Raw genomic sequence first — 21,820 nt, forward strand, 5'->3', positions numbered from 1 at the left:
CTGGCCGAGGCGCTGCGTCCCTGGCGCGGGAAGTTCCCCAGCGTCGAGGTGACCGAGCAGGCCGTGATCGGCGTGGCCGCCCAACACCTGGTGGAGGCCGCGTCCGATGCCTCGCTGGTAGTCGTCGGTCGCCGCAACCGTCGGGCACCGGTCGGCATGCACATCGGACCCGTCACCCATGCGGTACTGCACCATGCCGCAGCCCCCGTCGCCGTCGTCCCGCACGACTGAAACCCGCACCGAACCCGTACCGGCACCCCGTTAAGGAGACCCCCACCATGAAAGGAGCAGTCGCCGGGGAACCGCCCGGCATGGTCGCCGCCCAGGCCGTCCTCACCAGCCGGGGCGGCAAGACCAGCCATTCGGCCGTCGTCGCCCGGGGCATGGGCAAGGTGTGCGTTTGCGGCGCCGTGGAGCTCACCGTCGACGTGCCGGCCCGGCACTGCACCACCCTCCGTGTGCACCGTGATGTCATCGAGGCTCCGGCGCGGAAGGCGCTCCTGGACACGGCGAGCACCGCGGACCTGCTGGTCCTGGGCGCCCGGCGGACGAACGGCAGGTTCGGCCTCCAGCTCGGCCGGGTGAACCACGCCCTGCTGCACCACGCGCCCTGCCCCGTGGCCATAGTGCCGCAACCGGCATGACCAGGGCCGGAGCCGGCGCGCTCCGCCCCGCGGTCGGCGGCCGTGCCACCCAGCGCGCGGGAGAGCCTTTCGTCGTTGATTTTGCCGGACGGGGATCGGTCAGACGGACTGGCGCGTCTTCCCGCGCCACGGCATGGCCGAGCCGATGCCGGGCAGATCCCGGCCGGAGAGCAGGCTGTTCCAGTACAGCCACTGGAACGCCCGCTTGCCGAAGTGATTGAGGCGGGACTCCCTGAGCAGCGGCAGGCCCACGGGTCCGGGGTAGCGGCCGTGGAGCGGCTCGGTGTCGTAGTTGAAGTCGATGAGCAGTGCTTTGCCGAAGCCGGTCTCGATGAAGCAGCTGGTGTGCCCGTCGAAGGAGGCGTCCAGCGGGGCATCCGCGAGGTACCGGCGGATGTTGTTGACCAGCACCTCACCCTCGAAGTGGGCGACCGATCCGGCCTTGGACGCGGGCAATGCGGTGGCGTCGCCGATGGCGAACACATTGGGCCGGGCTCTGGACTGGAGGGTGTGCTGGTCGACGGGGACGAAGCCGAGGTCGTCGCCCAGGCCTGGGGAGCGGCCGATGTACGGGGCGCCGCCGTGCAGCGGGACGACCACGGCAGGTCGAAGGGCACCTCGCGGCCGTCGTACGCGACGAGCCTGCCGCCCTTGCCGTCGACGGTGCCAGTGCTGAACTCGGTCACCAGTTTGATGCCCTTCTCGTTCAGTAGGCGGCTCAGGGCCCGGGAGGCGGCGGGCTGGGTGAAGGCGCCGTCCAGCGGAGTGACGTAAACCAGTTCGACCCGGTCCCGGATGCCGCGTCGGCGGAAGTACCAGTCGGCGAGGAAACAGAACTCCAGGGGCGCGACCGGGCATGTGACGGGCATGTCGGCGACATTGACCACCAGGCGGCCGCCTTGGAAGCGTCGCAGCGCCCGGCGCAGGGCGGTGGCGCCAGGCAGGTCGTAGAAGGTGAAGACCTTCTCGCCCCATCCCGGGCCGGTCAGGCCCTCGGTCTCCTCCGGCAGCAGCGCCGCGCCGGAGGCCACCACCAGCACCTCGTAGTCGAGGGCGGTCCCGTCAGCCAGGTGCACCTCCTGCGCGTCGAGGTCGACCGCGGTGACCTCCGCGCGGCGGAAGCCGATCCCGTCACGGAGCTGGAGATGGCGGGGACGGACGATGTCGTCCGGGTCGGCGAGGCCGAAGGGGACGAAGAGCAGCCCGGGCTGGTAGACGTGGTCGTCGTCCTTGTCGACCACGATGATCCGGAATTCGCTCTCGTCATACTGACGCCGCAGCCGATTGGCCGTCAGCGTGCCACCGGTACCACTTCCCAGAATCACGATTCGCCTGTCCATGCCCCCACTGTCCGCCGGGCGCCGACCGGGTCGCAGGGGCCAACGGTCCCTGCTCTCCCGGCCGTTCGGGCCATTTTCCATAGGCAGTACGGGATCAGCGGACCTGGATCCGCCGTCCGGTGACCCGTTCCGGGGCGATACGCACCACAGCTCGCGGTCGCCGCCCGCCCATGGCCCGGTGCGGGCCTCGTCAGCGAGGTGCTGGACGGCGGCGGGGTCGGTGACGTGCTCCGCGCGGCCGACGACGAGCACGCTCCAGCCCTGGCTCAGCGCTTCGTCGATGTGGTCCACCTCGAAGGCCGCCTCGGTGCCGGCGGCCAGGGCCGGCGTTGCACCGGGCACCGTCCGGAAGACGACCGCCCCGTCCACGACCGCGTAGTTGACCGGGACGATGGCCGGGCCCTCGGGCGTGGACACCGCGACGCGTCCCACGCCGCGGGTGGACAGCCGGGCCCCGCACTCCTCGGGATCCAGCTCCAGCAGCTCGGAGTGGTAGGCAGCCCGCACCGCTGCCGACCTTGACAACCTCGCCGACGGCCTCGTGGCCGAGGACGGTGCCGGGAGCGACTTCCGGCACATCGCCCTTGAGGATGTGCAGGTCGGTGCCGCAGATCGTGGTGGTGTCGACGCGGACGACCGCATCCGCGGCATCCTCGATGCCGGGGTCGCGGACGTCCTCCCAGGCGGACTGCCCGGGACCGTGGAAGACGAATGCCACGCTAGGGATGCGCCCGGTCGCGCCGTTAGGGCCGACGAGCCCCGAAGCGGGACCATCAGCCCTGTCGGCGCACTGACCGGCGGTGGCGGACAACCGCGCTAAGCGACGAACGTCCGTACGGTGGTCTTCAGGTCGGTCAGTCCCTTCTTCGCGTCCGCGAAGAACATGCCGGTCTTGGGATCGGTGTAGAGCTCGTTGTCGATGCCGGCGTAGCCGTGGCCCATGGAGCGCTTGATCACCACGATGCTCTTGGCCCGGTCGACGTCGAGGATCGGCATGCCCGAGATCGCGTTGCCGGGACGGCGGGCGGCCGGGTTGGTGACGTCGTTGGCGCCGATCACCAGCGCGACGTCGGCCTGCGGGAACTCCGGGTTGACGTCCTCCATCTCCTTGAGCTGCGGGTAGCTGCGCCCGCTGCTCCTCACCGGTCAACTCTCTCGCATAGCCGCCCGCACCAGCACCCGACTCCACCGCGGGCAGGTCCAGGAAGCGGGCGCCGAGCGACTCGACCTCGCCCTTGGACTGCGGGCGCACGTCGTACCCGGTGACCACCGCGCCCAGGCGGCGTGCGGTGGCGATGGCCTGCAGCCCGGCCACCCCGGCGCCCAGGACCAGGACCGCGGCGGGCTTGGAGGTGCCCGCGGCGGTGGTCAGCATCGGGAAGTACCGGTCGTACGAGTAGGCTGCGAGCAGCACCGCCTTGTACTCGGCGACGTTGGCCTGCGAGGTCAGCGCGTCCATGGACTGGGCGCGGCTGAGCGTGCGGGGCAGCAGATCCAGGCTCACCGCCGTGACGCCCCGGGCGGCCCAGTCCCGTACGGGACCGGGGTGTCCCAGCGGCGCGAGCAGGCCGATCAGCGTCTGCCCGGAGCGCAGCATGCCCGAGGTCTCCTCGTCGGGCGGTTCCACGCACAGGACGACGTCGGCGCGCCGGAACAGTTCCTCGGCCGGGACGACGGCCGCGCCCGCCGCTGTGTAGTCGGCGTCGGTGAACCAGGCCCCGGCCCCTGCTCCGGCCTCGACGAGTACGTCGACTCCGGCCGGACGCAGGCGGGTTACGGCTTCGGGGACGAGGGCGACGCGGCGTTCGCCGGGTGCTCGCTCCCGTATGACCCCTACGGTGATGGTTCCCATGATCGGCTGCCTTCCGCTTTCCGTGAGCGCGTGAGTGTCAGAACTCGAACACGAGCCGGGCCTCGGCTTGGCCGCCCAGCACCTCGTCGATGCAGTCGTTGACCTGGTCCAGGCGGCGCGTTTCGGCGATCACCCGGGTGCGGCCGGCGGCGTGCAGGGCGAACACCTCGGCCAGGTCCTGGCGGGTGCCGACGATGGAGCCGATGACCGAGATCCCGCCCAGTACCGTCTCGAAGATCGGCACCTTGATCGCGGCGTCGTCGCCGGGCAGGGCAACGCAGACCAGCCGGCCGCCGCGCCGCAGTGACGTGTACGCCTGCTCGAACACCTCCGGTGAGGCGGCCAGCACCACGGCCACGTCCGCGCCGCCCAGCGCCTGGATCTCGGCGACCGGGTCGTGGGTGCGGGCGTTGACTATGTGGTCCGCGCCCAGCTGATGGGCCAGGCCCAGCTTGTCCGGCTCGACGTCGACAGCGGTGACGAAGGCGCCCACCAGACGCGCGTACTGCACCGCCAGGTGGCCGAGCCCCCCGATACCGAAGACGGCGACCCGCTCGGCCGGCACCACTCGGGCGACCTTGATCGCCTTGTACGTGGTCACCCCCGCGCAGGTCAGCGGCGCCGCGTCCAGCGATGACACGCCGTCCGGCACCTCGACGCAGGACTGCCCGCCGTTCCGGGAGGTGCGTACTTCACGATCGTCCCCTTCTCTGATCCACTTCTGGTCCACTCGTCCACGGAATTCGTGGTGGTATCCGGAACGCTAGAAACGGTGACGCTGCAACACCGCTGCGACCGGGGTGGCCTGCGACGTCGCCGACAGCTCGGCGTCCAGCGCCCGCGCGCGGGCCGCCGCCGCGGCCCGCTGCGGTGAGCCGCCCGGCAGCCGGTCGGCCAGGGCCTGCCACGCGGGGACGTCCTCGGCCCCCCACGCCGCGTCCACCCAATGACGCAGCAGCACCGGGTCGCCGCTCGCCAACACAGCTCCGCGCAGCTGCTGTTCCAGGGCCCGCCGGTGCTCCACCACCGCCGGAGCCTGCGAGCAGGGCAGCAGCGGACCGGTGTAAAGCGCCAGCGCCTCGGCCACCCTGCCCTCGGCGAGCAGGTCACGTACGGTGCCGAAGTCCGACCGCACCGGCCGCAGCAGCGCGTACGGCCGCGAGCCGAGCAGGGCCGCGAGCACCGCCCGCAGCCGGGTCATCTCCACCCGTACGGTGGAGGGGTGCAGCTCCTGCTCGGACAGGTCCACGGCCAGCCGGTCACCGGTCGTCCCGCAGGCCGCCAGTGCCAGCGCCACGACGATCTCGCTGTGCCGGGGGCTCAGCCGGTACACCTGACCGTGCGCCTCCAGCACCGCACTGTTCCGGCTCAGTGCGGTCAGCCGTACGGGATCCTCCTGTCCGCCTCGCGTCCGCACCAGCAATGCCCGCCCGGACCGAGGCGTTCGACAGTGACCGGCCGGCCGTCCCACAGCATCCCAGGACCCGGCGCCAGACCGAGGCCGAGCAGGTCCTCGGCGGCATAATCGGGTGTCGCGTGCAGCACCCGGCCGTCCGCGGCCAGCAGAGCAGCCGACGTCCCCGGGTCCAGTAGGCGGTCCAGGTAAACGCGCAGCGCCTGCCCGTCGGCCGCCTCGGACCGCCGGGCGAACTCCGCCTCGGCCGCCCGCGCCGCCGCCCGCACCGCAGCCAGCGCCAGAGGCCGCTGATCAGATCGCGTACCGGCGCACGACCAGGGCTGCACAACCGTGCTGTAGTGCTCGGCGCCGAGGATCTGCACGGGGTGGCCGACGGCGAGCGCGGTACCGGGGGCGTTCGTCCCGGCCTGCGCCTCCGTCCACACCGCGCCCTCAACAAAGCGCATCCGTTCGGCTCGGTCCAGCGCCGCGGTGTCCCCCTCGACCCACAGCAGCGTCCCGTCGGCGTCGCCGACCGCGAAGATGTGTCTGTCGTCTGTCGCGCCGTCCCCCAGCAGCTCTCGCAGCAGCGGCAGCAGGGCCGCCAGCGGATGGCCGCACCGGTACTCCGCCAACTCTTCGCGGGCCATCCGGACCGGCGGCAGTCGACTGCCGTCCGGGCTCACCCCGGTCGTGGCGGAGCGCCGCCACGAATCGGCCACCAGCCGCCGTACCTCCGACGGCGTCCCCTGCGACGACATCACGAACCGCTCGTGCGCCCCGCGCAACCGCCGCTCGTCATCCTCCGACGCCACGGACACGCAGCCCCGGAGCACCTGTGCGCTCACCCGGCACCGCCGCACGGAAAGGCCGACCGAGCCCGGCTCTCGGCAGCCGTCCTGACCGTTCGCAGGGTCTCGCGCAGCACCAGACCGGCGCCGGCTGAGGTCAGGGCCCAGTAGCGGGCGAAGCGCTCCGTGGTCTCCGCATCGGTGCACGCAGTGCGGGCCTCGTAGGTCAGCAGGCTCCGGTGCTCCCCGTACGGGTGGACCACGAAGGCGGCCGCGATCTTGGCCCAGCCCGGTTCGGCGAAGGCCGGGAAGTCCCCGGGCGTGACGGACAGCCACTCGATCGTTGGCTTCCAGACCTTACCGATGGCGCCGACGGCCAGTTCCCGTCCGGGGTCCTCGCCGAGCCCGACCCACGGCTGCTCGTCCTTGGCCGCGGAGTCGAAGAGGTCGGCCACTCGCATCGTCGGCGGTGGCAGTGGCATACGGTGTCGCGCCCGGTCCGCCAAACCGCGGGCCCACATGAGCGCGTCGAACAGCGGCGAATGGACGCTGAGCAGATCGAGTTCGCGCGCCGCCCCGTACACCGCCCCCGGATCGGCGGCGACGGCGACGCTCTCCAATCGCGTGAAGCGGAACACCGGCAGCATGCTGTCCAGCAGCAGCGGCACGGCGGCTATAGCTGATGTGGTCATGGAACCTCCCGGTGGCCTCACCCACATCGTGGGCTCGCAGCAGCCCCGGCGCCCGGGGCCGAACGGCCCTCGCGAGGGGGCCGCCTTGTACCCTCCTGCGCTCGCAGCCGCGCCGCCCGCGTTCGCGCGACCGCCCGCCGACCGGAAACGGTGCCGTCAGCCCCGTCCGGTCCATCGACGCGGGCCGCAGCCCGGCCATCACGGTGACCAGGCCCGCGACGATCACAACGCCGGATGCCGGCCACGGGTGAGACCACGAAACCCCGAGTCGTCGGCGGGCGTAGCCACGGGGCCGCTCCGCGAGGGGTGCCCATGGCCAGCAGGCGCTGGCCTCCACGCTGATGATGGACGGGACCAACGTCGTCGGACTGCTCAACGAACTGGAGGCCGAGCAGCTGATCGAGCGGCGACGCTCCCCCCAGGACCGCCGCCGCCACGTCGTGGAGCTCACCGCGAACGGCCTCGAATTGCTCGGTAAGGCCGAGCGCGCGCTCGCCGCGGCCGAGAACGAAGTACTTGCCGCACTCGACGAGACACAGCGCGATGCCCTGTACAACCTGCTCCAGCAGGCGGCGAACGGTGAGGCAAGCGCAAGCTGCACCGAGGCCTGGGCGACCAACAGGTCGGCACTGTAAATCGTTGGATGCAACTCCCGCCCATGGCAGATGCGTCGCGATGACCAGCGACAACGGGAGCAAGTGCGAGACCGTCGAGTTGCGGTGATCGGCCGGGCCGCAGCCGGCCAAATCCGTGGACGATCAGCCGATCGACGACTCAGACGTCCGTTGCTGTCGGAATCCCGCGCCGGTACTCAGGGTGTGCGCGATGCGACAGCCAGTGCTCGCGCATAGGGCAGGGCCAACAACAACTGCACACAGTTCTTCCCGCCGTCACTTAGTCGGAGCCAGGATGCCCGCAGCCCTCACCGAATTGCCCTGGACGACATCCCATGATCAAAGCGGGCGAACGCGACTCCCCGGGGCCCTGCCCGGACCCCTCCCCGATCAGTTCGGTGTCACATCGTCTCGTCCATAGCGGTCACCGCCCGAGTCTCTCAAAGGCCCCGTGGCTTCGTCGGCCCTGCCGGGAGTCACGCGGCCTCGGTGCGGGTGCGGCCTGTGCCAGGGGTGTCGTCGCCGGTGGCGGCCGGTGAGGCGGTCGGCTCTTGAGGCGTACGGGTCAGGACGAGGGCTGCGGCCGCGGCAGCGATGACGGAAGCGGCCAGGATGCCGATCTTGGCATGGTCGGTCAGGCCCGCTTCTGTGTAGGCGAGTTCGGTAACGAACAGCGCCACGGTGAAGCCGAGGGCGCCCAGCAGGCCGAGCCCGGCCACATGCCGGCTGGTCACTCCTGATGGGAGGTGGCCGAGGCCGGTCCGCGTGACCAGGGTGATGGTGCCTGTGATGCCCGCGAACTTGCCGAACAGCAGTCCGGCCAGGATCGCCCAGGTGACCCGATCGGCGAACGCGGCCGTAGCGGAATCGGCGGACAGGGGGACCCCGGCATTGGCCAGCGCAAAGACAGGCACCGCGAGGAACGCGCTGACCGGCGCCAGCCTTCGCAGCAGGACCGCGAGGACATCCCGGCCGCCGGTGGATCCGGCCGGGGTGAGCAGGGCGAGGGCGACCCCGGCGAGGGTGGCGTGCGCCCCGGACTGCAGCGTGGCGTACCAGACGGCCGCGCCGACCGGCAGGTACGGCCAGATCGCACTCACCCCGAGCCGTCGCAGCACCACCACCAGCAGGCAGCCGCCCACGGCCGCGGCCAGCCAGGGCCAGGACAGGGCGCCGCTGTAGCCGGCGGCGATCACCAGCACCGCCAGGACGTCATCGACGGTGGCGATGGCCAGCAGCAGCAGCCGCACGCCGGGCGGCACCCGGCGGGCCACCAGCGCCAGCACGCCGACCGCGAACGCCGGGTCGGTGGCCATCGGCACCCCCCAGCCGCGCGCGGCGGGTGTGCCGAAGGTGACCATGAGGAACACGACGGCGGGCACCAGCGCGCCGCCGACCGCGGCCAGCACCGGCAGTGCCGCAGCCCGGGGGTGGGCCAGTTCCCCGTCGACCAGTTCCTGTTTGAGCTCCAGACCGATGACGAAGAAGAACACGGTCATCAGGGCGTCGTTGACCCAGTGCCGCAGATCCAGGTGCATCCCCGCCGACGCGGGGCCCACGGCCGTGTCCCACAGCGTCGTGTACGCGTCGGCGGCCGGGCTGTTGATCCACACCAGCGCCGCGACGGTCGCGGCGACCAGAGCTACTCCTGGTGCGGGGTCCGATGCCAGAAACCGCCTCACGGTCGATCCTGGCCGGACACGCATCTCACCACAAGCTCTCTTCCATCGGTCACAGTGCTGCCGTGCACACTTTTTCGGAAGCCTATCGATGCGCCTAGCTGGGCGATCGCCCAGGCTGGGACGGCCTCGGGAGCTCCGGAGGCCGCGGGGAGGATGGCCGGACGCCTCGGTAGAATGGTGAGCGTGGCCCGGCTGGGCCGCGCGGCGGTGGGGCTCGCCGCACCCGAACCGTGGCTTTAACAGCCGCCAACAGGCAGCCGTCAGTGACGGGTCAGTTGCCGCGGGGGCGTACATGATCACGGCCACCCCAGAAAGGCAGATCGCGGCACCGATGATGTCGAAGCGGTCGGGGCGGTAGCCGTCGGCGACCATGCCCCAGGCGATAAATCCACGATCATGATCAATACACGTAGCACCGTGAACATACCCGGTGCATCCTGGGAGTGGGGCGTCTCCCGCGCCGCGAGCCCCAGGTGTGTCTCGCCCTGTCGAAGGGAGGAGGAGCGATGACCTCACCGGCCGGCTGGGGCCGCCTGACGATCTACCTCGATGAAGCGCGGCAGTGGCGGCATCGGCCGCTGGTCGCGGAGATCGTGGGCCGTGCGTGCCAATCTAAGCTGCGGGGGGCGAGCGTGCGCTGTGGTATCGCGGGGTTCGGCGATGCCGGCACCGTACGCAGGGAGAGTGTGCTCCCGATGGTTCAGCATCTGCCGGCCGAGATCGTCCTCGTCGACGACATGGTCGTCCTGCAGGCGTTCTTGACCCGCCTGGACCGTATGCACGGGGCCTGCTGGCGACCCTCCAACCCGTCGAGGTCGTCGGTATCTGCGCCGGGGCCGGCCGCGATACGCAAGAGTGGTGAGCAGTCGACTGTCCAGCCCCCAGAACGGGCGGGACGGCCGTGGCGCGCGCCAGTCGGCCCCCGCTTGTCGCTCCCGCGGTGACCGCCCGGTGCCCACGTCCGGCGGTCCTTGACTGCTGGCCGCGCACCGGCGTGACGCCTGCAGATTCCGGGGCCGGCGCCGGTGTACTGGCGGGATTTGCGTCGTAGGCTGGGATGTACAAGAGGGCGGTGGGGCTCGCCGAAACCGCGACCGCAACGACTGGGTCGACAACAGTCCCTACCTGATACCTGTCGTGCAGGTGTCTCAACAGGTAGGAGAAGATCATGCCCCGGCAATCCCGCCCCTCTCCGCAGTCGGCCCCTGGTATCCGGAGCCCGCGCGGCCTTGCGGCTACCTGTTGCGGCCGGTGCCCGGCACGAGGGCGGCCCGCCGCGCCGCGCGGGCCACCGTTGGTTGCATAGCCCAGCCCGCACAAGGGAAGTGCCGCATGTCCGGCGGAGAAGGCCCCTGGGGCCGAGAACGCCCGGAGGACCAGCTCCGCGACGACCTGCCCCCAGCTGAGACGCTGCCGGTCGACCCTGACATCGCCGTCAGCGCCGAACCGCAGGCGCCGCCCCAGGAGCCTGCCCCCGACACCGGACGACCCCGGCAATGGGACGTTCTGGCGGTGATCGCCGTGGGTGGCGGACTGGGCAGCATCGCCCGCTACGGCCTCGCCCACGCCTGGCCCACTGCAGACCTGGGGTTTCCCTGGGCGACGTTCGTCACCAACATCTCCGGAAGCTTCGCACTGGGACTGCTCATGGTCTACGTCCTGGAGGTGCGGCCGCCCTCCCGCTACGTGCGCCCGTTCCTGGGCGTCGGCATCCTCGGCGGTTACACCACCTTCTCCACCTACACCGTGGAGATGCGCCACTTGCTCGCCGGCACGCACTGGTCGATGGCCGACGCCTACGCCCTGACCAGCCTCATCGCCGGACTCGTAGCGGTCTGGGCAGGCATCGCGGTGGCCCGCAGGGCCGCCGGGCGACCGGTGCGCCGCGGACCCAGCCGCCGCGACCAGACACCCTCCGCGCCCCCGCCGGCACGGCCACCCGGCCCCCGGCGATCCGCCCCGTAAAGGAAGTTCGCGATGAACCCGCACCTTCCCCGGCACCACCACGGGGACGACGACCTCCCCCCACGCGCGCCCCGCGCGCCCCTCAAAGGCCCGGTCCTGCGCATGACCGTCTACCTCGGCGAGTGGGACCAGTACCACCACAAGCCGGCCTACACCGAGATCGTCCACCGCGCGCACCGCGCCGGGCTCGCCGGCGCCAGCGTCTTCCGCGGCTTCGAGGGCTTCGGTGCCTCCTCGCTCGTGCACACCAGCCGCCTGCTCGACCTCGCCGAAGACCTGCCCCTGACCGTCGTGGTCATCGATGAGGAGGACCGCGTGCGTGCCTTCCTCCCGCAGGTCCGCGACATCGCCCCCCAGGCGCTGGTCACCCTGGACCCGGTCCAGGCGGTCTCCCACCTCACCGGCGTGCCTCACCCTGCCGCCGAGGAGGAGATGCGCTGATGCCCGTTCTCATGGTCTTCCTGGGCGGCATGATCGGCGCCCCGCTGCGGTATCTCACCGACAAGGCCGTCCAGGCCCGCCATGACAGCGTCTTTCCCCTCGGCACGTTCACCGTCAACATCGTCGGCTCGTTCATCCTCGGCGCGCTGGCAGGGGCCGCAGCAGCCCACGGCCTGCCGCCTTCGGTGATGCTCCTGCTCGGCACCGGCCTGTGCGGCGGACTGACCACCTTCAGCACCTTCACCTTCGAGACCGTCCGCCTCCTCGAAGACGGCTCCCTCGCCGAAGCCGGACTCAACGCCCTGGGCAGCCTCCTGCTCGGCCTCGCCGCCGCAGCCGCCGGCTACGCCCTCCTGACGTGGCTGTGACCCGGTCCGGGACGTCGGGCGACCGGGACTCGGGGGCCATCCGCCCAGGGACGCCCGCTGCGGCGTTCCGCTTCCTGACCCGGGCGGGGGAGAGGGAACTTGAAGGCGACCGGCAACCGGTCAGGAGGTCATAGTGGAATTCGACGTCATCGTGGAGATCCCGCAGGGGTCCCGCAACAAGTACGAGATGGACCATGAGGTGGGGCGGATCCGGCTGGACCGGATGCTGTTCACCTCGACCAAGTATCCGGCCGACTACGGCTACATCGACGGCACGCTGGACCGCGACGGCGAGCCGCTGGACGCCCTGGTCATTGTCGGTGAGCCGACCTTCCCCGGCTGCACCATCCTGTGCCGGGCGATCGGCATGTTCGTCATGCGCGACGAGAACGGGCCGGACGAGAAAGTGCTCTGCGTCCCCGCCCACGACCCGCGCCACGCCAACGTCCAGGACATCGGTGCGGACCGCCCTCCCGGGCCTGGCAGTTGACACTCACGGTCGTCCGCCGACCGTCACGGATCGACGTACACCAGCAGCCGCCACAGCCGGGTCTGCGGACCGAACCGGTCCCCTGCGAAGGTCGACGTCGAGCGCAGCTCGCCCTCCCCCGTACCCGTCGCGCACACGGTGACCGTCGCGGTCCCCTCCCCCGCCCCCGCCTCGACCACCATCAACGGTCCTGCGGCGACCTCGACCGGGGCCCACCTATACGCAGGCGAGCCGTGCATGAAGCTCTCGGCGACGCAGATGAGCCTGGGTGTGCTCCACAACACCTGGGCCGCTGCCGCTGCCTCGAGACGCTTGTGGATGCGACGCCCAGCTATAGATAGCGGCTGGAGGACGGGCAAGCAGCGGGTCCTGCCGTATTCCCAGTAGTGGTTGGCGGGAGTGCCCAGGTCTTCTTGGCGGCTCCATACATGATCTTGTATCGGGTGGATCGAGGCAGGCCGGCTGCCCTACTGCGCGCGCCGTCATCGTACTCACCGACTACTCCTGGTGGTCACGGACGAGATCGGGGCTCAGAACGGCGTACAGGCACCTTCGTGGGGCCCGGACAGCAGATGCCCCCGCTGTACAGCGGGGGCAGGGCGCATCTGTGTTTGTGAAAGTCACAACCCGTAGGTGCGGACCTCGTAAGTACGCGCGTTCATAACAATCAACCAGAGTACGTGGTCCCCGGCCCGGGTCACTCTCCCTTTCCCCCGCCCGGCCCGCCTGGCAGGATCCAGGTCCATGGATCTTCCCCGCCTCGGCAGGCACCGCGCCTTGCAGGCCGCCCTCGCGGGAGCCTCTGCGCTGGCACTGTTGCTGTGGTGGCTGCTGCCGTCCGGCGGCCCCTCCTACCCGCGGCAGCCCATCTCCTTCTCCACCGGCGTCCGCGACGGGGTGTACGAGACATATGGGAAGCTGTTGAAGAGCTACCTGGCCACCGATCTGCCGGGGGTGCGCGTCGCTCTCGCCCCCTCCCAGGGATCCGTGGACAACATCAAACGGGTCGCCACCGGCAAGGCCGACTTCGCGATCGCGGCCGCCGACGCCGTTGCGGCCTACCACGGCGCCGGAGCACAGCGGTTGCGCGCCTGCGCCCGGCTCTACGACGACTACATGCAGCTCGTCGTGCCGGCGAACTCCCCGGTGAAGTCCGCCACCGACCTGCGCGGCAAGCGCGTAGGCATCGGCCAGCAGGGCTCCGGGGTCAACTTGGTGGCCACGCGGCTGCTGTCAGCCGCCGGCCTGGACCGGACAAAGGACCTGAAAGCTGAGGCGGTGGGCATAGACAAGGCGCCCGAGATGCTGCGCAACGGCAAGTTGGACGCTTTCTTCTGGTCCGGCGGTCTGCCCACCAAAGCGATCGCCGATCTGGCGAAGGACATGGACATCAAGTTGGTGCAGCTCGGCGACCTCGCCAACAAGCTGCACGACCTGGGCAGGGATACCAGCTACTACCGGCAGGCCGTGATGCCCGCCGACGCGTATCCCAAGGTGCAGAAGGGCCAGGCCGTGAAGACGGTGGCGATCGCCAATCTCCTGATCACCACGGACCAGGCGGACGCCGGGCTGGTGGAGCAGGTCACCCGCACCGTGATCGACAGCCGGGACCAGATCGGCATGGTCGTGCACGCGGCCCAGTTGGTGGACCTCAGGACAGCGATTTTCACCGATCCGCTGGAGCTGCACGAGGGTGCCCGGCGCTACTACCGGTCGGTGAAACCTTGAGCCCGCTCAAGGTAATGATGTTCATTCGAGCAAACCGCCCCTAATCTGTTGCCCGACCACGTTTTTGATGGGGGCACACACATGACGACCGGGGGCATGCCGCACACCCTCATCGACGGCCGCTACGAATTGCAGCGGCAGCTCGGCCGCGGCGGCATGGGCGTGGTCTGGGAGGCCTACGACAACCGGCTCGGCCGCCAGGTGGCGGTGAAGGAGCTGCTGTTCCGGGGCGCGATGGACCCCGAGACGCAGGCCCAGTGGGTGTCCCGGGCCCGCCGTGAGGCGCAGGCGATCGCCAGGATCGGCCATGAGCATGTCGTTGCCGTCCATGACGTCATCGAGGCCGAGGGCCAGGTCTGGATCGTCATGGAGCAGGTCGACCCGCACTCCCTCGCTGACCGGCTCCGCGAGCAGGGGCGGCTGCCAGCCCTGCAGGCAGCGCGGATCGGCCTGGAAGTGCTGCGCGGGCTGCGGGCCGTGCACGCCGCCGGGGTCCTGCACCGGGACGTCAAGCCGCACAACATCCTCTTCCGGCGCGACGGCCGCGCCGTGCTGATGGACTTCGGCATCGCCACGTTCGAGGGCGCCGCCCAGGTCACCCGGCTCCACGAGACCGTCGGCACCCCGCAGTACCTCGCTCCCGAGCTGACGGCTCCCTCCTCCGACCGGACGACGCGCGACGCCACTCCCGCGGCCGACCTCTGGTCGCTCGGTGTCACCCTCTACGAGACCGTCGAGGGCCGCGCGCCCTTCCGCGGACCCACCCCGTACGAGGTCCTGGAGGCCGTCCGCACCCTCGAGGTGCCCCCGATGGGCCACGCCGGCCCGCTGCGCCCACTGATCGAGGGTCTGCTGGTCAAGGAGCCCGCCGCCCGGCTCACCTCCGAGCGCGCCGAACAGCTGCTCCAGCACGTCGCTCAGGAGACCCCCCACCCGCTCGCCCGATATCCCGAGGACGAGGAGACCCAGTCCACCCCGTCCCCTCCTCCTACCGGGCCCGGCTCCAGGACCAGCCCCGCCGCCCCGCCCCGCCCTGCCCGGCCGCTGCGGTTCCGCCGGCCCCGCCGGTCCCGCCGGCTCATCGTCCTGGCCGGGGCAGCGGCGGTGGCCGTGCTGCTGACCGCCGGCTGGTTCGGCCTGGACCGCCTTCGTGACCCCGGCAGGCCCTCGCTCTCGGATTCGGCCACGATCGTGTCGGCCCGGCAGCGCGGCTTCCTGATCGTCGGCGTCAAGAGCGACCAGCCAGGGCTCAGCGAGCGCACCGGACCGGGCACCAACGACTTCAAGGGCTTCGACATCGACCTCGCCCGCGCCATCGCCAAGCGCCTGGGTTTCAAGGAGGTCCACTTCGAGGTCGTCGACACCCCCAGCCGCGAATACCGGCTCAGCAGCGGCCAGGTCGATCTGATAGTGGCCAGCTATTCCATCACCGCGCAGCGCGAGAAATCCGTGGACTTCGCCGGTCCCTACTACACCGCCGGCCAGGACTTCCTGGTCCGCGCCGCCGACAAGAAGTACACCGGCGTCCAGTCCCTCACCGGCCACAAGGTCTGTACGGTCCAGGGCTCCACCTCCGAGACCCGGCTCCGTGACGTGTACCCCGGGATACTGCGCGACTCCAGGGCCTCGTACGGTCTTTGCGTCTCCGACCTGCTGACCGGCGTGGTCGACGCGGTGTCGACGGACGACGTCATCCTTGCCGGCTACCGCGCCCAGTACCCGAAGGCTCTGCGACTGCTCGGCGCCCCCTTCAGCGAGGAGGAGTACGGCGTAGGGCTGCACAAGGACGAACCCGAGCTCAAGCAGGTGGTGTGCGAGGTCATAAAGGAGGAAATCTCCTCCGGCCGCTGGCGGAAGTCCTACGACCGGTACCTGAAGCGGCTGGCCCCCAAGGAGCTGGGCGACCAGCGGCCGCCGGAGCAGACGCAGTGCGGCTAGGCCCGGCTAGGGTTTGTCCGGCCGGTCACGGGGCCGTACGCGGCACTGCGAGGGCGACCCGCAGGCCGTGCGGCTGGTTGGCGTGGTACGAGATCGAGCCGCCGGCCTGGGCAAGCAGCACCCGGGCGATGGACAGCCCGAGGCCGGAGCCGTCGATGTTCTGATGGCGGGTGCTGCGCCAGAAGCGGTCGCCGATGCGGGCAAGCTCGTCGTCGGTCAGACCGGGTCCGTGGTCGGCGACCGTGACCTCGACGCTTTTGCCGCTGCCAACGGTTGAAACCCGCACGCGCTCACCCTCCGGGGTGAACTTGAGGGCGTTGTCGACGACCGCGTCCAGGGCGCTGGACAGCCCCACGGCGTCCGCCCAGCCAGTGGCGGCGGCCACTCCCTCGTAGGACAGGTCCACACCTTTCCGCTCTGCCACCGGCCGCCATGCCTCCACGCGCTCCAGCGCGATCGCGGCGATATCGGTCAGCGCCAGGTCCGCCGCGGTGTGCTCGGCCAGCGCCAGCCCCAGCAGGTCGTCAAGGACGGAGGCGAGACGCTTGCCCTCCTCCTTCACGGAACCGATCTCCTCGTTCCCGTCCGGGAGTTCCAGGCCGAGTAGTTCAATGCGGAGCAGCAGTGCGGAGAGCGGGTTGCGAAGCTGGTGGGAGGCGTCGGCGACGAAGGCGCGCTGCTGCTCCAGGACCTGCTCGACGTTGTCGGCCATCTCGTTGAAGGAGCCGGCGAGCCGGCGCAGTTCGGGCGGGCCGCCGGCCGCCGCGACGCGGGATTTCATCCGGCCCGTGGCGATGTCATGGGTGACCCGGTCCAGGACGCGGACGGGTCGCAGCACCCAGCCGGCGAGCCGGAAGGCGGCCCCCACGGCGACTGCCATGGCGGCCAGTTCGCCGGCCCCCATGACCAGCCAGCCGCGCAGGATGCGGGAGCGGAGGGCGCCGGTGGGCGAGTCGGTGAGGATGACGCCGACGACATCGCCGTCCCGGACGACCGGGGAGGCGACGGCGAGCGTGCGGCGCTGCCAGGGCCAGACCTGTTCGGGGTCGTGGCTGCGGTGGCCGTAGAGAGCTTCGCTGTAGGCGGTGTAGGCCTCGCCCTGGGTCGGGAGCTTCCACGACACTGGGGCGGCGGCCGTCGCGTGCCTGTTGCGGTCGAAGACGCCGGCCCGGATGCCGTACAGCTGCTGATAGCGGAGGAGTTCCGCGCGCAGGGTGCTCAGCCGTTCGTCCTCGGCAGCGGCGCCCGCGGAGACGTACTGGGCGAGCGCCGCGAAGCGGGTGGTGTCGTCGATCCGGTCGACGACGACGCGCTGCTGCTGGGCGGCGGCGATGCTCGCGGCGAGCGGGAAGCCGAGGGCCAGCAGAACACCCGCCATGAGGATGATGAGCAGCGGAAGAAGACGCGAGCGCAATGTACAGGGGCCTTCAGACGGCAGGGACGACGAGGCGGTAGCCGACGCCGCGTACGGTCTCGATCAGCGCGGGAAGACGCAGCTTGGAGCGCAGGGACGCCACATGCACCTCAAGGGTGCGCCCGGTCCCCTCCCAGCTGGTGCGCCACACCTCACTGATGATCTGTTCACGGCGGAAGACCACCCCGGGCCGCTGGGCCAGCAGCGCGAGGAGGTCGAACTCCTTGCGGGTCAGCGCGACGGCTTCACCGTCCACGGTCACCCGCCGGCTGGTCAGCTCCACGGAGACCGGCCCGAGGCGGATGGCGGCGGGCTGTTGCTGCTGGAGCACCGGATCCTGGGCGGCGGGCAGCGCTGCGGCGTCCTCGGCGGTCTTACGGCGGGCGACGGCATGGATCCTGGCGAGCAGTTCCCCGATGTCGTACGGCTTGACCACGTAATCGTCGGCACCGAGGTTGAGGCCGTGGATGCGGGACCGTACGTCGGCGCGAGCGGTGACCATGATGACGGGGGTCGCGGTGCGACGCCGGATGCGGCTGCACACCTCGAAGCCGTCCTGGTCGGGCAGGCCGAGGTCGAGCAGGACGCAGCCGTAGGCCGCGCCCTGGCCGGGCAGCAGGGCGCGCAGCGCCTGCTCGCCGTTCCGGGCGTGGGTGACGGTGAACCCGTGCTTCCCGAGCACGGCGGCGAGCGCGGCGCCGACCCGTTCGTCGTCCTCCACCAGTAGCAGCCGCATCGGCTTCCCCCCCTTCACGCTCCGCGACACATCATCTCCTGGAATACAGGCCGATCACGACCGTGCACGTCAAGAAGCTTCCGGACGCTGCGGCGGACTGTTACGGAGCCGGTACGCGTCACAGAGCGCCGCACACACAGGGTATCCGGACGGTTACTCATTCGTGATGCTCAAGTTCCCCTCAGATGTGATGACTTGGGTCATGGCCTGTTCATAGGCTCTGATCAACCGACGAGGATGGAGCACTTGCCGATGACCGCAGTCCCGGTGACCGAGGACGCCGTACCACCGGCGGGCAACCCCCTGGTCGTGCTGGAAAACGTGAACAAGCACTTCGGTGCGCTGCACGTACTCCAGGACATCGACCTCACCATCGGCCGCGGCGAGGTGGTGGTCGTGATCGGCCCGTCCGGGTCGGGCAAGTCCACGCTGTGCCGCGCGATCAACCGGCTGGAGGCCATCGATTCGGGTCGCATCGCCATCGACGGCAAGCCGCTGCCGGCCGAGGGGCGTGAACTGGCCCGGTTGCGGGCCGACGTGGGCATGGTGTTCCAGTCCTTCAATCTCTTCGCCCACAAAACCGTGCTCCAGAATGTGACGCTCGGCCAGATCAGGGTGCGTAAGAGCGAGAAGAACGCTGCGGAGCAGCGGGCCCGTGACCTTCTCGACCGGGTGGGCGTGGGCAGTCAGGCCGACAAGTACCCGGCGCAGCTCTCGGGCGGACAGCAGCAGCGTGTGGCGATCGCGCGTGCGCTGGCGATGAATCCGAAGGTGATGCTCTTCGACGAGCCCACGTCCGCACTCGACCCCGAGATGATCAATGAGGTGCTGGAGGTCATGCGGCAGCTCGCCCAGGAGGGCATGACGATGGTCGTCGTCACGCACGAAATGGGCTTCGCCCGGTCCGCGGCCAACCGGGTCGTCTTCATGGCGGACGGGCGGATCGTGGAGCAGGCGACGCCTGAGCAGTTCTTCAGCAATCCCCGGAGCGACCGGGCGAAGGACTTCCTGTCGAAGATCCTTCACCACTGACGCAGTGGCGTCCGTTTACATGCTGCCGCGCGGACCGGCTTCGTCCGCCTCTCATCGACTTCGGTCGACTCTTGATCAACCTCAGGCCTGTCCTGATCAGTCCTGACCGGCTCGATCAACAACACTGACCAACAACGAGGGATGTTCACCATGCCGTTCCGCAAGACCGCCGCCGCGGCCATCGCCGTATTCGCGCTCACCACCACCGCCGCGTGCGGCAAGTCCGGCTCGCCTTCGGACGCATCGGGCGACCCGGCGGGAAACACCGCCAACAGCTCCGCGGCAGCGGCGCTGCCGACGTACACGGTGAAGACCGGCGTGAAGCTGAGCGGTTCGAAGACATGGGACCGGATCTCCAAGGCCGGCAAGATCACCATCGGCGTGAAGGCCGACCAGCCGAACCTGGGCTACCTGGACACCACGACCAACAAGCGCTCGGGCTTCGACATCGAGATCGCCAAGATGGTCGCCGCCGATCTCGGGTTCAGCGAGAACAAGATCGAGTTCAAGACCATCCCCTCCGACGGCCGCGAGGACGCCATCAAGGGCGGCCAGGTCGACTACTACGTCGGCACGTACACCATCAATGACAAGCGCAAGAAGGACGTCTCCTTCGCCGGCCCGTACTTCATCGCGGGACAGGACCTGCTGGTGAAGAGCGGCAGCAGCATCAAGAGCAAGGAAAGCCTGAAGGGCAGGAAGGTCTGCTCCGCCAAGGGCTCCACCTCCATCACCCGCCTCCAGGACGGCGGCTACGGCGCGAAGATCGTCGCCTACCAGGACTACTCGCTCTGTGTGGAGAATCTGCTCTCCGGCCAGGTCGACGCGGTGACCACCGACGACGCGATCCTCAAGGGCTACGCCGCGCAGTACCCGGGCCAGATCGAAGTACTGGGCAAGCCTTTCTCCGAGGAGCCGTACGGAGTGGGCCTGCTCAAGGGTGACACCGCCTTCCAGACCGCTGTCACCGCCGCCCTGAAGAACCACGAGGACAGCGGCGACTGGAAGAAGGCGTACGACGCCACGCTCGGCAAGTCCGGCGCCGGCGCCACCATCCCAGCCCTGGCGTCCTGACCCGAGACCTGACCGTGCCCGATGCGCCGACGGCCGCAGAGCCGTCGGCGCGCCGTCTCCCGGAGAAACGATGAATGTACTACTGGACAACTTCGCACTGTTTCGCGAGGGGTTCTGGGGCACCGTCAAACTGACCACGCTGAGCAGCCTCGCAGCCCTGGTCCTCGGAGTGGTGATCGCCGCCTTCCGGGTCTCGCCCGTGCCTCCGCTCCGACACTTCGGCGCCACGTGGGTGCTGTTGTTCCGCAACACCCCACTCACCCTGCTGTTCTGGTTCGCCGTCCTCTGTCTGCCCCGGCTCGGGCTCGCCGGCTGGAGCTTCTTCCAGCTCGCCATTCTCGCACTGAGCACATATACGTCGGCGTTCATCTGCGAGGCCGTGCGCTCCGGCATCAACACCGTGCCGCTCGGCCAGGCCGAGGCCGCCCGCAGCATAGGCATGACCTTCATACAGACGCTGCGGCTGATCGTGCTGCCGCAGGCCACCCGGACAGCGCTGCCCACCATCAGCAGCCTGCTGATCGCGCTCACCAGGAATTCCGCGATCGCGGGCGGCTTCAGCGTCTTCGAGCTGTTCAGCGTGCAGGCGACACTGCACGAACAGGGCTACAACGTCTTCGCGACCTTCATCTGGATCGCCGCGGCCTACATGATCCTCGCCCTGGTGATCGGCACCTTGTTCCGCGTCCTCGAGAACCGACTGGCGGTGGCCCGATGAGTGCGAGCGTCCTGTACGACACGCCCGGGCCGCGCGCCCGCGTCCGCAATAATGTCCTCGGAGCCGTAGCGGTCGCGGGCATCCTCGGACTGCTCTACTTCATCTGGTACCGACTGGACCAGACGGGCCAGTTTCAGTCATATTTGTGGAAGCCGTACGAGTACACCACCGTCCAACAGCGGATCGTCGACGGCATCCTCGCCACTTTGAAGGCCTTCGCGCTGGCCGCGGTCTTCTCCCTGGTGCTCGCCGCGGTGCTCGCCTCCGGCCGGCTGTCCGACCACACGGCGGTGCGGCGGCTCGCCACCACGGTCGTGGAATTCTTCCGCGCCATGCCGCTAGTGGTCATGATCTTCGCGCTGTACGTCGGGGTGTTCACGCAGACCCCGCTGTGGGCCCTGGTCACCGGTCTGAGTCTGTACAACGGCGCCGTGCAGTCGGAGATCTTCCGGGCCGGCATCAACTCCGTGCCGAAGGGACAGAGCGAGGCCGCCTACGCGATCGGCCTGCGCAAATCCCAGGTCATGGTCCTGGTGCTGCTCCCGCAGGCGGTGCGCGCGATGCTCCCGTCGATCATCAGCCAGCTCGTGGTGACCCTCAAGGACACCTCGCTGGGATTCCTCATCACCTACGAGGAGCTGCTCTACCAAGGCAAGCTCATCGCCCAGACCAGCCACGGCTTCCCCTACATCCCGACACTGATGATCATCGCCCCGATCTACATCGCGATGTGCCTCGCCCTCACCGCGCTGGCCCACTGGATCGAACTCCGTAGCCGCCGCAGCCCGAAGGGTGCGCCGCCGGCCGCACCGGAGGCGGCGACAGAGGTGGCAAAAGCGGAGTGACAGGACTACCCGGCGGCCGGTGCACCGCGCCGACCAGCGGACGTCGCTTGACGCGCGCAC

Annotated in this window: 20 protein-coding genes and 9 pseudogenes; 15 read left to right on the forward strand and 14 right to left on the reverse strand. The window is 69.9% G+C overall.

Annotation, left to right across the window (positions count from 1 at the left end):
• From FCI23_RS36305 to FCI23_RS36315, 3 genes and pseudogenes are all read left to right on the forward strand, one after another.
• Nucleotides 1-231: universal stress protein (locus FCI23_RS36305; RefSeq protein WP_169317087.1), on the forward strand; the 231-nt coding region annotated here is incomplete at its 5' end.
• A gap of 74 nt (nucleotides 232-305) precedes the next feature.
• Nucleotides 306-452 (forward strand): annotated as a pseudogene (locus tag FCI23_RS60565) (PEP-utilizing enzyme); the annotation flags it as partial.
• 15 nt (nucleotides 453-467) lie between these two features.
• Nucleotides 468-644: pseudogene (locus FCI23_RS36315) on the forward strand (universal stress protein); the annotation flags it as partial.
• 99 nt (nucleotides 645-743) lie between these two features.
• Here the strand turns inward: FCI23_RS36315 and FCI23_RS60570 are convergent.
• From FCI23_RS60570 to FCI23_RS36360, 9 genes and pseudogenes are all read right to left on the reverse strand, one after another.
• Nucleotides 744-1,244, reverse strand: a complete 501-nt coding sequence (locus FCI23_RS60570; RefSeq protein ID WP_246144411.1) for an NAD(P)/FAD-dependent oxidoreductase — start codon at nucleotides 1,242-1,244, stop codon at nucleotides 744-746.
• A gap of 62 nt (nucleotides 1,245-1,306) precedes the next feature.
• Nucleotides 1,307-2,563 (reverse strand): annotated as a pseudogene (locus FCI23_RS63250) (pyridoxamine 5'-phosphate oxidase family protein); the annotation flags it as partial.
• Nucleotides 2,493-2,702, reverse strand: a pseudogene (locus FCI23_RS36330) (alcohol dehydrogenase catalytic domain-containing protein); the annotation flags it as partial. The pseudogenes FCI23_RS63250 and FCI23_RS36330, both read right to left, overlap by 71 nt.
• Before the next feature lie 98 nt (nucleotides 2,703-2,800).
• The gene (locus FCI23_RS36335) at nucleotides 2,801-3,127 is read right to left on the reverse strand and encodes an NAD(P)(+) transhydrogenase (Re/Si-specific) subunit beta (RefSeq protein ID WP_246144413.1); all 327 of its coding nucleotides are present in this window, start codon (nucleotides 3,125-3,127) and stop codon (nucleotides 2,801-2,803) included.
• A 112-nt stretch (nucleotides 3,128-3,239) separates the two neighbouring features.
• Nucleotides 3,240-3,836, reverse strand: a pseudogene (locus FCI23_RS36340) (NAD(P) transhydrogenase subunit alpha); the annotation flags it as partial.
• Between the two features lie 37 nt (nucleotides 3,837-3,873).
• A pseudogene (locus FCI23_RS36345) lies at nucleotides 3,874-4,497 on the reverse strand (alcohol dehydrogenase catalytic domain-containing protein); the annotation flags it as partial.
• Between the two features lie 102 nt (nucleotides 4,498-4,599).
• Nucleotides 4,600-5,190 carry a hypothetical protein gene (locus FCI23_RS36350; protein ID WP_211265597.1) on the reverse strand — a complete coding sequence of 197 codons (591 nt, stop codon included), beginning with the start codon at nucleotides 5,188-5,190 and terminating at the stop codon, nucleotides 4,600-4,602.
• 23 nt (nucleotides 5,191-5,213) lie between these two features.
• Complete coding sequence (locus FCI23_RS36355; protein ID WP_136728445.1) at nucleotides 5,214-6,053, reverse strand: sigma-54-dependent transcriptional regulator family protein; 840 nt, start codon at nucleotides 6,051-6,053, stop codon at nucleotides 5,214-5,216.
• 23 nt (nucleotides 6,054-6,076) lie between these two features.
• A complete protein-coding gene (locus FCI23_RS36360; protein WP_136728446.1) occupies nucleotides 6,077-6,715 on the reverse strand; it encodes a hypothetical protein in 639 nt (212 codons plus the stop codon).
• A gap of 314 nt (nucleotides 6,716-7,029) precedes the next feature.
• On the opposite strand from FCI23_RS36360, the pseudogene FCI23_RS36365 reads away from it, so the two are divergent.
• A pseudogene (locus tag FCI23_RS36365) lies at nucleotides 7,030-7,350 on the forward strand (MarR family winged helix-turn-helix transcriptional regulator); the annotation flags it as partial.
• A gap of 455 nt (nucleotides 7,351-7,805) precedes the next feature.
• On the opposite strand, the gene nhaA reads toward FCI23_RS36365, so the two are convergent.
• Both nhaA and FCI23_RS64060 read right to left on the reverse strand, forming a co-directional pair.
• Nucleotides 7,806-9,011 carry a Na+/H+ antiporter NhaA gene (gene nhaA / locus FCI23_RS36370; protein WP_211265600.1) on the reverse strand — a complete coding sequence of 402 codons (1,206 nt, stop codon included), beginning with the start codon at nucleotides 9,009-9,011 and terminating at the stop codon, nucleotides 7,806-7,808.
• Between the two features lie 294 nt (nucleotides 9,012-9,305).
• Nucleotides 9,306-9,383: pseudogene (locus tag FCI23_RS64060) on the reverse strand (YnfA family protein); the annotation flags it as partial.
• Nucleotides 9,384-9,517: 134 nt separating this feature from the next.
• Here FCI23_RS64060 and FCI23_RS64065 point away from each other — a divergent pair.
• The 5 genes and pseudogenes from FCI23_RS64065 to FCI23_RS36395 all read left to right on the forward strand — a co-directional run.
• On the forward strand, nucleotides 9,518-9,955 hold the full coding sequence (locus FCI23_RS64065) for a DUF190 domain-containing protein (protein ID WP_136728449.1): 438 nt from the start codon (nucleotides 9,518-9,520) through the stop codon (nucleotides 9,953-9,955).
• Nucleotides 9,956-10,343: 388 nt separating this feature from the next.
• Nucleotides 10,344-10,976: a fluoride efflux transporter CrcB gene (gene crcB, locus FCI23_RS36380; RefSeq protein WP_136728450.1), complete on the forward strand. Its 633-nt coding sequence runs from the start codon at nucleotides 10,344-10,346 to the stop codon at nucleotides 10,974-10,976.
• Between the two features lie 102 nt (nucleotides 10,977-11,078).
• A complete protein-coding gene (locus FCI23_RS36385; protein WP_246144417.1) occupies nucleotides 11,079-11,417 on the forward strand; it encodes a DUF190 domain-containing protein in 339 nt (112 codons plus the stop codon).
• Nucleotides 11,417-11,785 carry a fluoride efflux transporter CrcB gene (gene crcB, locus FCI23_RS36390; RefSeq protein ID WP_136728452.1) on the forward strand — a complete coding sequence of 123 codons (369 nt, stop codon included), beginning with the start codon at nucleotides 11,417-11,419 and terminating at the stop codon, nucleotides 11,783-11,785. Before FCI23_RS36385 ends, crcB (FCI23_RS36390) begins: the two co-directional genes overlap by 1 nt.
• Before the next feature lie 133 nt (nucleotides 11,786-11,918).
• Nucleotides 11,919-12,245: pseudogene (locus FCI23_RS36395) on the forward strand (inorganic diphosphatase); the annotation flags it as partial.
• 53 nt (nucleotides 12,246-12,298) lie between these two features.
• Here FCI23_RS36395 and FCI23_RS36400 read toward each other — a convergent pair.
• Nucleotides 12,299-12,556 carry a hypothetical protein gene (locus FCI23_RS36400; protein ID WP_136728454.1) on the reverse strand — a complete coding sequence of 86 codons (258 nt, stop codon included), beginning with the start codon at nucleotides 12,554-12,556 and terminating at the stop codon, nucleotides 12,299-12,301.
• A gap of 463 nt (nucleotides 12,557-13,019) precedes the next feature.
• Between FCI23_RS36400 and FCI23_RS36405 the strand changes: the two genes are divergently transcribed.
• On the forward strand, nucleotides 13,020-14,003 hold the full coding sequence (locus tag FCI23_RS36405) for a TAXI family TRAP transporter solute-binding subunit (protein ID WP_136728455.1): 984 nt from the start codon (nucleotides 13,020-13,022) through the stop codon (nucleotides 14,001-14,003).
• Between the two features lie 81 nt (nucleotides 14,004-14,084).
• The gene (locus FCI23_RS36410) at nucleotides 14,085-15,941 is read left to right on the forward strand and encodes a bifunctional serine/threonine-protein kinase/glutamate ABC transporter substrate-binding protein (protein WP_136728456.1); all 1,857 of its coding nucleotides are present in this window, start codon (nucleotides 14,085-14,087) and stop codon (nucleotides 15,939-15,941) included.
• A gap of 25 nt (nucleotides 15,942-15,966) precedes the next feature.
• Here FCI23_RS36410 and FCI23_RS36415 read toward each other — a convergent pair whose 3' ends face one another.
• Together FCI23_RS36415 and FCI23_RS36420 are read right to left on the reverse strand one after the other, a co-directional pair.
• A complete protein-coding gene (locus FCI23_RS36415; RefSeq protein WP_136728457.1) occupies nucleotides 15,967-17,355 on the reverse strand; it encodes a sensor histidine kinase in 1,389 nt (462 codons plus the stop codon).
• Between the two features lie 13 nt (nucleotides 17,356-17,368).
• Complete coding sequence (locus FCI23_RS36420; RefSeq protein ID WP_136728458.1) at nucleotides 17,369-18,091, reverse strand: response regulator transcription factor; 723 nt, start codon at nucleotides 18,089-18,091, stop codon at nucleotides 17,369-17,371.
• 252 nt (nucleotides 18,092-18,343) lie between these two features.
• Between FCI23_RS36420 and FCI23_RS36425 the strand changes: the two genes are divergently transcribed.
• The 4 genes from FCI23_RS36425 to FCI23_RS36440 all read left to right on the forward strand — a co-directional run bounded on the left by FCI23_RS36425 (nucleotide 18,344) and on the right by FCI23_RS36440 (nucleotide 21,760).
• Nucleotides 18,344-19,123, forward strand: a complete 780-nt coding sequence (locus FCI23_RS36425; RefSeq protein ID WP_136728459.1) for an amino acid ABC transporter ATP-binding protein — start codon at nucleotides 18,344-18,346, stop codon at nucleotides 19,121-19,123.
• A gap of 150 nt (nucleotides 19,124-19,273) precedes the next feature.
• Nucleotides 19,274-20,197 carry a glutamate ABC transporter substrate-binding protein gene (locus FCI23_RS36430; RefSeq protein WP_136728460.1) on the forward strand — a complete coding sequence of 308 codons (924 nt, stop codon included), beginning with the start codon at nucleotides 19,274-19,276 and terminating at the stop codon, nucleotides 20,195-20,197.
• Between the two features lie 70 nt (nucleotides 20,198-20,267).
• On the forward strand, nucleotides 20,268-20,915 hold the full coding sequence (locus FCI23_RS36435) for an amino acid ABC transporter permease (protein WP_136728461.1): 648 nt from the start codon (nucleotides 20,268-20,270) through the stop codon (nucleotides 20,913-20,915).
• The gene (locus FCI23_RS36440) at nucleotides 20,912-21,760 is read left to right on the forward strand and encodes an amino acid ABC transporter permease (protein WP_136728462.1); all 849 of its coding nucleotides are present in this window, start codon (nucleotides 20,912-20,914) and stop codon (nucleotides 21,758-21,760) included. The genes FCI23_RS36435 and FCI23_RS36440 overlap by 4 nt, the downstream gene beginning before the upstream one ends.
• Nucleotides 21,761-21,820: the final 60 nt, after the last annotated feature.

The organism is Actinacidiphila oryziradicis (assembly GCF_005047355.1).
Taxonomy (GTDB): Bacteria; Actinomycetota; Actinomycetes; order Streptomycetales; family Streptomycetaceae; genus Actinacidiphila; species Actinacidiphila oryziradicis.

What these genes read in the sequence shown, in the direction of transcription:
- FCI23_RS36425 (WP_136728459.1), top strand. Translation starts at nt 18,344, where the DNA reads ATGACCGCAGTCCCGGTGACCGAGGACGCCGTACCACCGGCGGGCAAC.
- FCI23_RS36405 (WP_136728455.1), top strand. Translation starts at nt 13,020, where the DNA reads ATGGATCTTCCCCGCCTCGGCAGGCACCGCGCCTTGCAGGCCGCCCTC.
- FCI23_RS36430 (WP_136728460.1), top strand. Translation starts at nt 19,274, where the DNA reads ATGCCGTTCCGCAAGACCGCCGCCGCGGCCATCGCCGTATTCGCGCTC.
- FCI23_RS36435 (WP_136728461.1), top strand. Translation starts at nt 20,268, where the DNA reads ATGAATGTACTACTGGACAACTTCGCACTGTTTCGCGAGGGGTTCTGG.
- FCI23_RS64065 (WP_136728449.1), top strand. Translation starts at nt 9,518, where the DNA reads ATGACCTCACCGGCCGGCTGGGGCCGCCTGACGATCTACCTCGATGAA.
- FCI23_RS36360 (WP_136728446.1), bottom strand. Translation starts at nt 6,715, where the DNA reads ATGACCACATCAGCTATAGCCGCCGTGCCGCTGCTGCTGGACAGCATG.
- crcB (WP_136728450.1), top strand. Translation starts at nt 10,344, where the DNA reads ATGTCCGGCGGAGAAGGCCCCTGGGGCCGAGAACGCCCGGAGGACCAG.
- FCI23_RS36440 (WP_136728462.1), top strand. Translation starts at nt 20,912, where the DNA reads ATGAGTGCGAGCGTCCTGTACGACACGCCCGGGCCGCGCGCCCGCGTC.
- FCI23_RS36385 (WP_246144417.1), top strand. Translation starts at nt 11,079, where the DNA reads ATGACCGTCTACCTCGGCGAGTGGGACCAGTACCACCACAAGCCGGCC.
- FCI23_RS36410 (WP_136728456.1), top strand. Translation starts at nt 14,085, where the DNA reads ATGACGACCGGGGGCATGCCGCACACCCTCATCGACGGCCGCTACGAA.
- FCI23_RS36420 (WP_136728458.1), bottom strand. Translation starts at nt 18,091, where the DNA reads ATGCGGCTGCTACTGGTGGAGGACGACGAACGGGTCGGCGCCGCGCTC.
- crcB (WP_136728452.1), top strand. Translation starts at nt 11,417, where the DNA reads ATGCCCGTTCTCATGGTCTTCCTGGGCGGCATGATCGGCGCCCCGCTG.